The organism is Heliomicrobium undosum (genome assembly GCF_009877425.1).
GTDB classification, from domain to species: domain Bacteria; phylum Bacillota; class Desulfitobacteriia; order Heliobacteriales; family Heliobacteriaceae; genus Heliomicrobium; species Heliomicrobium undosum.
Genome location: NZ_WXEY01000002.1, coordinates 216,214 through 228,336, shown reverse-complemented (window position 1 = coordinate 228,336; position 12,123 = coordinate 216,214). Strand labels below are relative to the sequence as shown.

The following is a 12,123-nucleotide window of genomic DNA, read 5'->3' as shown; positions in this document are numbered from 1 at the left end:
GCCTTGTCTTTCGAACGAACCGGTTCCATCTTTTCCGGGCTCGCAGGCGCCTATATCCAAAGGGAGGCCCATGTGGTCTCCCTTTTTCCCTATGCCTTCCCCGATGAAGAGGCTCTGGCGCTCCGGGCCAGCCGAATTGCCGTAACAGACCCGTCCACAACAAACCCCTATCCCCGCTCGGAACTATCGGCTCTTCTGGAAGCGTATCAACGCCGGTTGGCAGAACTGGCGGGATTGGAGGGAGCCTTCAACCGGGCCGCCGACCAGGCGCGCCGCCTGGCCGAAGCGGATAGCCTTGCTGTGGTGACAGGTCAGCAGGCGGGCTTATTTACTGGTCCCCTGTACACGGTCTACAAAGCCGTCACCTGTATCAACCTAGCCAAGCGGTTGGAGGAAAAAACCGGTCGGCCTGTTGTCCCAGTCTTCTGGGTCGCCTCAGAGGACCATGATTTTGAGGAGATCTCTCATATCGAACTTCTTCAGGGGGAAAAAGCCGTCCCTGTCACCGTGACCAGCCGCCCAGAAGAGGACCGCTTTGCCGTGGGCCACCGCACCCTGCCGGAGGACCTGGCGGCAACCCTCGAAGGTTTTTTATCCCTTTTGCCCCAAAGCGAACATAGGCCGCCATGGGAGGAAACCTGGCATCGTTTGCTGACCAGTCCCGCAGGGCCCCATGAGCACTTCGCCGCCCTGTTGCACAGGCTGTTGGGTCCTTACGGCCTCGTCATCCTCGATCCGCTCCTCCCAGGCCTGAAGCAACTGCCGGGATGCGCATCCTTCTTTGCCAGTGTTCTCGAAAACGAAGTGGCACTACGGGAAGGACTATCCCGGGGCGTCGAACAGATCCGGGAACTGGGCTACACGCCCCAGGTCGAAAAGGGACCGGAAGAGACGAACCTTTTTTACTTTCATCAAGGCCGCCGGCTGGCCATCGTTCATGACGGCGGAGGTTACCGCCTCCGGGGCGCCGAAATCGCCTTCAGCCGCGACGAACTGCTCGATCTGGCGCGGCGTCGGCCCGACTTGTTTTCAGCCAATGTGGTCACGCGCCCGCTCCTCCAGGATCGCCTCCTGCCTACGGCGGCCTATGTGGCCGGTCCCGGCGAGATCGCCTACTTTGCCGCCTACCGGGATGTCTATAGCGCCATGGGCATGGAGATGCCGCCCATCGTTCCCCGGCTTAGCGCTACAATCATCGAGGGCTTTGTCGACAAACTGCTTGAGCGCTACGCCCTTTCCTTCGCCGACGTGCCGGCGGAACTCGAAGGGCGGTTGAAGGAAGAATTGGCAGCCCAGGACGAACTGGGCATCGAAGCGCTCTTCGAGGAACTTGAATCGCGGGTACGGTCGGCCTACCTGCCGGCAGTTGAACGGATCGCCCGTTGGGATCGGCAGACGGAAAAACTCGCCGAAGAGAATTTGGATCGCGTCATCGCCCAAGCGCGCTTTTTGCGCCAGAAGGTTGAACACCGGCACCGCCAGCGCTGCCAGGACACGCGAAATCACTTCCGCAAATTGGAACTACACCTCTGGCCGACCGCCCCACAGGAACGGGTCTACAACATCTTCCCTTATCTTTTAAAATACGGTTCCTCTCTGATTGAAACGCTCTTGGAAGCGCCCGTCGAGTGGCTCGACTCCCACTGCTTGATCCGGTGCTGAATGGAAAAAGCCGTCCCGGTTGAGCAAAATCTTCCGGGACGGCCTTCGTATTGTTTTGATTGATGCCCTTTGACGAAGCAAAAGAGGTTACATGGCGAAGAGGTGGCCGCCAATTTGAGTGGTGATCACCCGCTGGCGCATCCAGCCATCAGAGGACTTGCCGGGGTTGAAGAAGAAGAGGGCGCCTTTGGAGGGATCCCAACCAGTCAGGGCGTCCTGCGCCGCCTTTTGGGAGAGGGCGCTCGCAGGGCGGTTGATCATGCCGTTTCTCACCGGCGTGAACTGCAAGGGATCATAGATAACGCCGGAGATGGAGGAAGGGAACTTTCCGCTTTTTGTCCGGTTGAGCACCACAGCGCCGACGGCCACTTTGCCTTCGTAAGGCTCGCCGGAGGCCTCCGCCTCGATCAACCGCGCCAACAGGTCCACGTCAGACTGGCTGACGCCGCTGCTTGCCGTCTGCGTTTGCCGGCCGATCCCCGTAGGCACCTTGAGGACCTGACCGGGATAAATATCGTTGGCGGTCATCCCGTTCAGTTCCTTAATCGCCCAATCGGCGGAACTGAAGCGGTTGGCGATGAGAAAAAGGCTGTCGCCTGATTTGACGGTGTAGGTGAAGACATCGGGAATGTTCAGCACTTTGCCGGTCGAGAGGTTGCTGGGTTCCACCTTGTTGGCGCCCTGGATCAGCGTCCAGGGAAGACCGAAGCGCTGGCCCAGTGAATAAAAGGTGTCCCCCGGTTGGGTCGTGTACTGCCAGGCATGGGCCGGTGTTACAGCGGCGCCTCCCCAGAGCAGGAGGGTAAAAGCTGCCGACAGCATCCCGGCGCGCAGCCAAGAACGACGGAAGACCATGAAAACGATCATCCTTTCCATGCGCCTTCGGAGTTAGCTGACGGGTTAGGCCAGAAAGGTTGGCCTTCTTCCGAAGAAGATTCACCCCTCGCAGCCGGAAATCGGCTGCGGAACGACCCGGTGAGGGCCGCGGTTCCTCCGTACCCCGGTTGGGGATTCGGCGTTTTATTTTTTGGTTCTCCGCAATTATACCGGCCTGGACAGGCACTGTCATGACGATCATTTTTCCTGAAGCGGCAGGGCCTGGACAGTTTGCCAGGTACGACGCCTCTGTAAGAGCCATGTTGACGATCTGTCCAAAGAATATGGCATTTGAGCAGGAAAACCGTCCAATATGTAGAAATGTCAGAAAAATGCGAAAAGGAGGTGTGCCTTGTGCAACAACGGGATGAGATTGTCACCCAACTATTCAATTGGGTGGCCATCATCAACGCTTCCCACAACCCCATCATCGCCACTGACCATGAGGGGCTGGTGCGCGTCTTCAACAAGGCCGCCTCCCGCGCCTTTGGCAAAGAGGCCCGCGACGTCATCGGAATGCCCTTCGAGGCTGTCGTCCCCAAGTGCCGTCTCCGGGAGACGATTCAAACGGGCCAACCCCTGACTGGCCTGCGCCTTAATTACCAGGACCGGATCTTTTTCGTCAACCTGACCCCCATCCTGCGCAAACAGCGCCTCGTCGGCGCCGTGGCGATCTTTCAGGATGTGACCGAGTTGGAGTCCGTTGTGGAGGAACTCAACCGGGTCAAGGAATTGAAGGGCACCTTGGAGACGATCCTGGAGGCCGCCTATGACGGGATCATCGTCGTCAACGCCGAGGGCATCATCACCATGGTCAATCAAGCCTACTGCAACTTCCTCGGTTTTCGCGAGTCCGATCTGCTGGGCCGCCATGTGGCCGACATGGTCGAGGGGACGCGCATGCATATCGTTTTGCAGACAGGACAAGCCGAAGTAGGGGATTTACAGCGCACCGGCGGCCATGACTACATCGCCATGCGCATCCCCATTGTCAAAGACGGCCAGGTCGTCGGGGCTGTCGGCAAGATCATGTTCAAAAACGTAAACGAACTGAATGCGCTGGCTTCGAAGATCAATTCCCTGCAAAAGGAACTCCATTACTACAAGGTGGAACTGCAAAAGTACCGGGGCGCCCGCTACAGCTTTGACGCCGTCGCCGGCGCCAGCTACGCCATCCGGATGATCAAGGATACGGCCCGGCGGGTGGCCCGCACCGATTCGATCGTCCTGCTCCGGGGAGAGAGCGGCACAGGCAAACAACTGCTGGCCCATGCCATCCACATCGAGTCGGAACGAAAAGAGGGCCCCTTCATCCAGATCAGTTGCAGCGGCATCGGACCGGAAGCCCTCGAGATCGAACTATTCGGCGGCGCTGTCGACGCGCCGGGGACATCATCGTCAGGCAAGTTTGCCCTCGCCCACCGGGGGACGCTGCACATCACCGATATCGGCGACATGCCCCTGCCTGCGCAAACCCGGCTGATCCGGCTGCTGCAAGGGCAATTGCCCCTCGTTGACAGCCCCGACGGCCCGGTGACCGCCGATGTCCGGCTGATTGTCTCAACGAACCGCCATCTTGAGGAGATGGTCCGCAAAGACCTCTTCCGGGAGGATCTCTACAACCGGTTGAACGTGATCAGCCTCTTCATCCCGCCGTTGCGTGATCGCAAGGAGGACATCCCTGAACTTGTCTCCGTCTTTATCCAGAATTTCAACCGCCAATTCGGCTTTTCCGTCCAGAACGTGACACGGGAAGCTATGCAGGTCCTGATCAAATACCACTGGCCAGGGAATGTGAGGGAACTGCACTCGATGATCGAGCGGACCTACGACCTGGTCAAAGGCGACACGATCGATGTAGGCCACCTGCCCATGCACCTGCAGAAATACAACCATACAGACAAGACAGCGCCCCAGTCGCAGAGCCTGCAAGCCCTCCTGGAACAGACGGAAAAAACGGCGATCCTGCAGGCCATGCAGGCCGCCAACGGCAACAAGGTGCAGGCGGCCCATTTGCTCGGGATTTCCCGGGCCGGTCTCTACCAGAAGTTGGCCAAGTACCATATCGAAGAGTGATCCTCGATCATCGCCGCCACAATGTCGGTCACTGTGCAGAGCGAACGGCCCAGATTATAGATACCCTGAACCTTCTGGTTCGGGGTTTTTTGCGTTTCGTGCATAGGGAACTCCGGTGAGCCAAAAAATAGGGCAGACAGGTGTAATAGGAGGGGAGAACAGTGCGCTATTGCAATGCTTTTTTCGCCATCCTGCTAACGGCAGCTTTCGCGCTCGCCGGCTGGCAGGGCGTGAACCACCCGCTGTCGGGCGCCCCATGCGGCTTCTCTGCCTGGAAAGCAGGCGGTGACGCCAAAGCAGTCTGGAATCTGCCTGCCGCTGAAGCGGAAACAGGACGGGGGTATCCAAAACGGGGAGATGAGACGATGCTGGCTCGGGCAATCCACGGCGAAGCCCGGGGCGAACCTTATGAAGGTCAGGTCGCCGTCGGCGCCGTCATTATCAACCGAGCCAAGCACGCATCCTTCCCCAATTCGGTCCACGGCGTCATCTTTCAACCGGGCGCCTTTACGGCTGTCGATGACGGTCAGATCTGGACGCCCTTAAATCCGACCGATTCGGCCAACAAGGCGGCGCGCGACGCCCTGGCCGGCTGGGATCCCACCGGCGGATGCATCTACTACTGGAACCCGGCGACCGCGACGAGCCGGTGGATCTGGAGCCGTCCCGTCGTCAAGCAGATCGGCAAACACTACTTCGCCAAGTGATCCGTTAAAACGATGTCCCTACGACGTTACTAGAAAGGATGTGCGCCTGTGAGCGAAATCCGGGATCGCGATGAAACCCTTGTCGATGATCACCGTCTCGTCGAAGAGACGAGCCACCTGCGCAAGGTCAAAAACACGCTCAGTGTCGTCGCCGGCCTGCTGGGGGTCACAACAGCGCTCTTCGGCTACCTTGGCTATCAACAGTACGTGCAGAACCAGGCGTATCAGATGGCCGTAGAAAACCGGTACCAGCGCGCCTTTGCCGACCTGTCAAGCAACGTGGAGAACATGGAGTTGGAGATGTCTCGCCTGATGGCCAGCAACTCGCCCAATCAGGCCGTTATGGGGCTCCAGCAGGTGTCACGCCAAGCCAGTGAGGCGTCGGCCAACATGGGGCAACTCCCCCTGGCGACACTCCTGTTGAGCCGGACCAACCGCTTCGTCAACACGGTCGACGATTTTTCCACCACCCTGGCCGAACGCAAAGTCGATGGAAACGTAGCCCTCACCGCTGCTGAAAAGAAAACCCTCGGCGATCTGCATCGCCAGACCACCTTCTTGCGCGATGAGTTGGGCAAGATGGGCGAACAATTGAACGCGCGCCAGGTCACCTGGGTCGCCCTGGAGAAACAGGCGCGGCAGCAGGAGCAACAGGGTTCAAAACAACAGACGGCCTTGGGGCAGTTCTGGCAGCGTGTCGTCTTCGCCGTGGCCGGTCAGGGGCCTGAGACACAGGCGCCACCCATCCTGGCCAACTTCCAGTTCGTCGAAAATGAACTACAAAAGTATTCGCCTGTCGAGTACGACGGCAGACATTCCGAGCAGATCCAGGTTACCCCGCGCGGGCTCGGGTCGGGTCAGATCACGCAGGAGCAGGCCATCTCCATCGCCCAGTCCTGGGTCGGTCAAGGACCCCTCGCCGGTCACCAGGTGCGGGTAACCGGGGAAGGAAAGGCCGCCATTCCTGCCTATGGGATCGGCGTCTATCCCAACGACGCCCCCAATGAAAACAAAATCGCCATGGAGATCTCCAAAACAGGCGGCCATGTGATCTGGATGCTGAAAGAACGCCCTGTCGGCACACCGGTGATCAGCCGCGACGAAGCCGCCGCCGTCGCCCGTGACTACCTGAGCCGCCGCGGCCTAAACAACTTTGAGGCGACAGCGGTCGAAGAGTACCAGAGCCTCGCCGTGGTCACCCTGGTTCCGAGAGACGGCAATGTCAGCCTCTACCCGGACAAGATCAAGGTCCGCGTCGCCATGGATGACAAAGAGGTCCTTGGCTATGACGCCACTGCCTATCTGACCTTCCATACCAACCGCAACCTGCCGGCAGCCAAGATCAGCCGAGAAGACGCCCGCAAGCGCGTCGCTTCCGATGTGGCCGTCACAGGCGACAAACTGGTGTTGCTGGCCAAGGACAATTATCAGGAGATCCTCTGCTGGGAGTTCAAGGCCGCCCGGGATAACATGACCTATCTCGTTTATATCAACACCCAGACAGGCCGGGAAGAGCGGATCTTCCGGGTGATCGAGACGAACGCGGGCACTTTCGTCTTCTAAACCGTCTTCCATCCCAACCCTCCTAACAAAAGGGGACCAGTAAAAAATTCGCGTGTCTTCGCTGATGCAGGCAGACCATCCTCTGCCTGCAGTTCCTTTCTATTGGGTCATTTACCCTCCCCTGGAACGTATGGTATAAAGGATGTAATGGAAAACCAGCGGGAGGAGGTTCCCCATGCACATTGCCGTCGGTGTTTCCGCCAGGCACCTTCACCTCAGCGATGAACACCTGGAGATCCTCTTTGGCCAGGGCTACCACCTGACCCCGAAACGCCGCTTGTCCATACCGACGCAGTATGTCTGTGAAGAGCGGGTCAGCATCCGGGGAGCCCGCGGGGTCATCCACAACGTGGCCATCATCGGACCGACCCGCGCCCGAACACAGGTAGAGGTAACGCGTACAGACGCCGTCACCCTCGGCGCAACCCCTCCGATCCGCCTCTCCGGCGACCTGGAAGGAAGCGCCCCTGTCACCATCACCGGACCGAAGGGCCAGGTTGAATTGCCCGAGGGCTTGATCGTCGCCATGCGCCACATCCACATGACTGAAAAGGACGCCGATGAACTCGGTTTCAGTCACAAGGACTATGCCATGGTGATCGTTCCCGGACCGCGCAGCCTCGTCTTCGACCATGTCGTTGTCCGGGTTGCCCGGGAACACACCCACACGGAACTGCATATCGACACCGATGAGGCGAACACGGCTTCGCTCTCCAATGACGAAAAGGTCAATCTCCTGCGCATCAACGATAAAAAGATCCGTCTCGAACAGTTGATCGCCATGTTCGATGAGCGTCAGTTGAAACAGGTCGAGGCCTGCATCGCCGACATTGTCGCCGAGGAGCGGCGCAAGGTGGCGGAGATGGAGGACATGCTGGCATTGTTGCGCAAAGGATAGTTGCATGAAAGGAACGATGGCTGTGCGTCTGGGAGAACTCTATCATTGGCTCGTGGAAGAGGGTGTTGCCGCCGATCCCCGTTCCCGCGAGGAGGTGGAAGCACTGCTGGCGGCCCGGAAAAAAGCCGTCACTGGCAGCAAGGAGAAGGCCGTCCGCCTTGCCGATGACGGTCAATGGGATAACCCCTATGGCGACACACGTATCCTCTACGGCGAGGCGGATAGGGAAGTGCGCAGGGTTCTCGCCGGCATCGACATCGACGGAGCGGAATTGCTTTTAGCTGACCGCTGGCGAGAACAGGGCAAGCCCGTCGATCTAGTCATCGCTCACCATCCGGCAGGACGCGCCCTTGTCCAACTGCATCAGGTCATGAAGGTTCAGGAAGACCTCCTGGCCGCCGCAGGCATCCCGATCAACGTGGCGGAAGCCCTCATGACAGAGCGGATCGAAGAGGTGCGCCGATCGCTTTTACCGTCGAACCATCAGAAGGTGGTCGACTTGGCCCGTCTCCTCGATGTTCCTTTTCTCTGTGTCCATTCGCCGGCTGACAACAAGGTGCAAAGATACCTCAGCCAGTACCTGACAGCGGAACGGATCGGACCGGAAAAGACGCGGACTGTCCGGGATATTGTCGATGCCCTCCTCGACCTCCCGGAATTTCAACTGGCCGCCGGTCACGGCGTAACGCCGCAGGTGATCGCCGGCAAGAGCGATGACCGGGCAGGAAAGATTTTTATCAAGATGAACGGCGGAACATCAGGTCCTGAACAGTCTATTGAGGCACTGGTTAAGGCGGGCGTCGGGACAATGGTTTGCATGCACTTGCCTGAGCCGCAGCGCAAAAAGGCGGCAGAGGCCAAACTGCGCGTCGTCATCGCCGGACACATGGCCTGCGACTCTCTGGGCATGAACCTTTTGCTGGATGGTTTGGAACAACAAGGCATGGAGGTGCTGTCCTGCGCAGGATTGTTGCGGTATCAACGCGAAAGCACGTAAACTTCTAATAATATCCAGCATGCCAAGTTATATCAAATGACTTTAAAGCCATCCAGTCGGTAATCGCCAACAAAAGAAAGATCTTGCCGAAAAAACTATCGCAAGTTATACTCCTACTGTAGGGACAATGGTGTCCTTTTGAGACGACGGCGTTTCCTCCGAATGACAATTAACGCATTCGGTCGATACGTCTTTTTATTTTTGCCGGGGAGGGAACGCCGTTGAACGGGTTACGCATTTTTTTGGCGATGCCGGCCGGTCCTCTTCGCGATAAGGTAAAGGATTCCCTTAGCCGGCATGGATACGTCATCATCGGCGAGGCCGTCGATGGGATGACGGCTTTGCGGTCGCTGCACAAGTTGTTGCCTGATCTTGTCATTATTGAAATGCAACTGCCCGCACTGGACGGATTGGAACTGGCCAAGTTGTGCCAGGAGGAGCAGTTGGGCGCCGTCGTCTTGCTCACCCCCTACAACCAGTTAGGAACTGTGCAAAGAGCGCTCGAGACCTGGCTATTTGAGCCGCTGATCCGCCCCATCCGCGAAGAAGCGCTGCTGGCGGCCGTTGTCACCGCCCATACCCATTATATGCGGGAAGCGCGCCTCACGAGAGAAGTCCATGAACTCAAGGAAGCCTTGGAAAAACGGAAACTGATCAACCAAGCCAAACGGCGGCTCATGGAAAAGTTGCACGTCAACGAGGATGAGGCCCATCGCATCCTTCAGCGCTATGCGATGAACCACCGCATTTCGAGCAAGGAGGCCGCCTCACGGATTCTCAAAGGTTACTCCCATGATGAAGGGGCGTAAAGATTCCTGGGATGTCATGAATGTATGAAAAAACCGGCCTGAGCTTCGATAAAAGCCCGGCCGGTTTTTTCATTCGTTTCGGATAGTAAGCCTGTTCTTTAATTCGGGTCCGTCGCCGCCGGCTTCAAACCCGTTGTCCCATCGTCTTGCGCCGGCATTGGTTCTTTTGTCTCCGATCCCGGGGAGGGAAGCGCCGATTCGACTACAGGATTCCGATCCAGGTTAGGTCCAGGCGCCGACTGCCCTTGCTCTGGCGCCAGTTCAGGAGATGGCTGTGGCGTTGGCTCCAGTGCCGGCTCTGGTGTTGGCTGCGGCGCAGACTCTGGCGCTAGGTCTGGCGTAGGTTCTGGCGTCCGGTTTCTCAACGCGGTCGGCTCTGGAGAAAAGAGTTCCGATTCTCTTGGCGGCGCGCCCTCCAGCGCTCCTTCCATAAAAGCTCGAAACAAGCGAGCAGGGTAGCTTCCGCCATAAATCCGGTTCATGTAATGCTCGCGGTCGGTTATGTCATAGCCCATCCAGACAGCCGTCACCAGCTCCGGCGAATAGCCAACAAACCAGGCGTCCCGGTTGCCCTTGACGCCCTCAAAGGCATGAACAGGCGGGAGTTCCGCCGTGCCCGTCTTGCCGGCCACAGGGCGGCTTAAACGCGCTTCCTGACCCGTGCCGTAACGGATTGCATCCTGGAGCAGATTTGTCATCGCTCTCGCAGTAGACGGTTGAAAGACCACCCTCTGAGCCGCCGGTTTGACGAGAGGATTGCCCTGCGCATCATAGATCTGTATGATCGTCCGGCTCGGAACAAAGACGCCGTTGTTGGCCAGGGCGCTGTAGGCGCGGGCCATATCCAAGGGGGAGACGCCCCGTTCCATCCCGCCAAGAGCGAGGGACAGGTGGGCATCGTTCTCCGAGACGGGGAGACCGAGGGCGCGCAACGTCTCGATGGAACGGCGCGTCCCGATTTGGTTGAGCAGCCAGACGGCGGGCACGTTGATCGATTGAGCGACCGCCTGGCGCATCGTCACCCGGCCACGGAAAGCGCCATCATAGTTCGCCGGTCGGTACCCATTGAAACCCATGTCCTCGTCTGGCAACAGGGAATCGGGCGTCCACCCCTGCTCCAGCGCCGGCGCGTAGACACCTAGCGGCTTGATGGCCGATCCCGGCGAACGTTGCATCATCGTGGCCCGGTTAAAACCCCGCCTGGCCGCGTAGGTCCGTCCGCCCATGAGCGCCTTCACATGTCCGGAAAGGGGGTCGACACTCGCCAAGGCACCTTCAATGAGCCGGTCATCGTTGCCAGCCGGGAAAAAATCAGCGTTGGTGAAGAGGTCCTCCGCCAGTTGTTGCACCCGGGGGTCAAGGGTCGTCTGGATACGAAGGCCTCCGCCAAACAGCCGGTCTTCCGAGATGCCGTGAACCTGGACAGCTTCCCGGAGCACCTCGTCCACAAAAAAGGGATAGGGATAATGCACATCCCGTGTGGTCGGTTGCGGAATGAGACGGATAGGTTCGAGCCGGGCCCGCTGGGCCTGCTCCGGTGTGATCAAACCGTGGCGGGCCATCTGATTGATGACGGTGTTCCGTCGCTCCTGGGACGCTTCCAGCGAAACAGTAGGGGAGTAGGCGCCTGGGTTTTTCGGGAGACCGGCGAGCAGAGCGGACTCAGACAAGGTCAGTTCTTTTAACGTCTTGCCGAAATAGGTCCTCGCTGCTGCCTCTACGCCGTAAGCGCCCTCGCCGAAATAAATCCGGTTCAAATACAGTTCCAGGACTCGGTCTTTGCCGACCTGCCGTTCGAGGTGATAGGCGAGATGAACCTCTTTCAGTTTCCGCTCCAGCGTCTTTTCCGGGCTCAGGTAGACGTTCTTGATCAACTGCTGGGTGATCGTCGAACCGCCTTCCTGGATGGAACCGGCGTTATAATTCGCTTTTACCGCCCGTAGAATTCCTTGGAGATCAACGCCGGGATGGTCATAAAAACGCACATCCTCTGTGGCCAGGACTGCCTGCCGCAGACGCAGGGGAATCTGTTCGAGCGGGACCGGAATCCGGTGCTGAGGGCCATGCAATTCGGCAATCAGGAGGCCGTTTACGTCCAGCAGGAAGGATGTTTGTGGCGCCGCAAAATCATCTACCGAAAAGGGGGGCACTTCTGTAAAAAAGCGGTAAGCCAGATACCCGGCTGCAGCACCCAGGCCGAGCGAAACCGTCAGGAGGGCAATGGCGAAGGCCATGAGAAGACGCCGCCAGATAGAGGGTTGCTTTGAATCGGCCACGAATATCCCTCCTTCTGATCTAATGAAAAGTATACAATCGAGGAGGACACAAAGAAAATACGGGGCAGAAAAATGTGTGTTTTTTTCATGCGCACAAGATATAAGGCATAAGATGTGACAGGGAAGTGAGAGGACAGGCTTCGGTGGCTGACCACTTTTAATCGTGGGCCAGCAGCGTTGTAATAACTGGCCAAGAAAGACAGTAAAAGATATTAGCAAATAAAAAAGACGCAAATATAACCTTGGTCTAAACAAAAAG

At 58.3% G+C, this 12,123-nt stretch carries 9 protein-coding genes and 1 riboswitch; of the genes, 7 read left to right on the top strand and 2 right to left on the bottom strand.

Annotated elements, in window-relative coordinates:
• Window positions 1–3 precede the first annotated feature (3 nt).
• A complete protein-coding gene (gene bshC / locus GTO91_RS03235) occupies window positions 4–1,662 on the top strand; it encodes a bacillithiol biosynthesis cysteine-adding enzyme BshC (RefSeq protein WP_161254746.1) in 1,659 nt (552 codons plus the stop codon).
• Between the two features lie 87 nt (window positions 1,663–1,749).
• Here bshC and GTO91_RS03230 read toward each other — a convergent pair whose 3' ends face one another.
• Window positions 1,750–2,529 carry a cell wall hydrolase gene (locus tag GTO91_RS03230; protein WP_207708962.1) on the bottom strand — a complete coding sequence of 260 codons (780 nt, stop codon included), beginning with the start codon at window positions 2,527–2,529 and terminating at the stop codon, window positions 1,750–1,752.
• Window positions 2,526–2,690: riboswitch (cyclic di-AMP (ydaO/yuaA leader) on the bottom strand. Its footprint overlaps the gene before it by 4 nt.
• A 202-nt stretch (window positions 2,691–2,892) precedes the next feature.
• On the opposite strand from GTO91_RS03230, the gene GTO91_RS03225 reads away from it, so the two are divergent.
• The 6 genes from GTO91_RS03225 to GTO91_RS03200 all read left to right on the top strand — a co-directional run bounded on the left by GTO91_RS03225 (window position 2,893) and on the right by GTO91_RS03200 (window position 9,588).
• Window positions 2,893–4,614 carry a sigma 54-interacting transcriptional regulator gene (locus tag GTO91_RS03225; protein ID WP_161254742.1) on the top strand — a complete coding sequence of 574 codons (1,722 nt, stop codon included), beginning with the start codon at window positions 2,893–2,895 and terminating at the stop codon, window positions 4,612–4,614.
• 161 nt (window positions 4,615–4,775) lie between these two features.
• Entirely contained in the window at window positions 4,776–5,321 is a 546-nt protein-coding gene (locus GTO91_RS03220; protein WP_328793716.1) for a cell wall hydrolase, read from the top strand.
• 48 nt (window positions 5,322–5,369) lie between these two features.
• A complete protein-coding gene (gene ypeB, locus GTO91_RS03215) occupies window positions 5,370–6,884 on the top strand; it encodes a germination protein YpeB (RefSeq protein WP_161254739.1) in 1,515 nt (504 codons plus the stop codon).
• A gap of 175 nt (window positions 6,885–7,059) precedes the next feature.
• Window positions 7,060–7,782 (top strand): phosphate propanoyltransferase, encoded by a 723-nt coding sequence (gene pduL, locus GTO91_RS03210; RefSeq protein WP_161254734.1) that lies wholly within the window; start codon window positions 7,060–7,062, stop codon window positions 7,780–7,782.
• A gap of 4 nt (window positions 7,783–7,786) precedes the next feature.
• Complete coding sequence (locus GTO91_RS03205) at window positions 7,787–8,779, top strand: NGG1p interacting factor NIF3 (RefSeq protein ID WP_161254731.1); 993 nt, start codon at window positions 7,787–7,789, stop codon at window positions 8,777–8,779.
• 221 nt (window positions 8,780–9,000) lie between these two features.
• A complete protein-coding gene (locus GTO91_RS03200) occupies window positions 9,001–9,588 on the top strand; it encodes an ANTAR domain-containing response regulator (protein ID WP_161254727.1) in 588 nt (195 codons plus the stop codon).
• 98 nt (window positions 9,589–9,686) lie between these two features.
• On the opposite strand, the gene GTO91_RS03195 is transcribed toward GTO91_RS03200, so the two are convergent.
• Entirely contained in the window at window positions 9,687–11,864 is a 2,178-nt protein-coding gene (locus GTO91_RS03195; protein ID WP_161254724.1) for a PBP1A family penicillin-binding protein, read from the bottom strand.
• Between the last annotated feature and the right edge of the window lie 259 nt (window positions 11,865–12,123).

Excerpts from the sequence above, each read along its gene's own strand:
- GTO91_RS03230 (WP_207708962.1), bottom strand. The coding sequence starts at position 2,529 with ATGATCGTTTTCATGGTCTTCCGTCGTTCTTGGCTGCGCGCCGGGATG.
- GTO91_RS03205 (WP_161254731.1), top strand. The coding sequence starts at position 7,787 with ATGAAAGGAACGATGGCTGTGCGTCTGGGAGAACTCTATCATTGGCTC.
- pduL (WP_161254734.1), top strand. The coding sequence starts at position 7,060 with ATGCACATTGCCGTCGGTGTTTCCGCCAGGCACCTTCACCTCAGCGAT.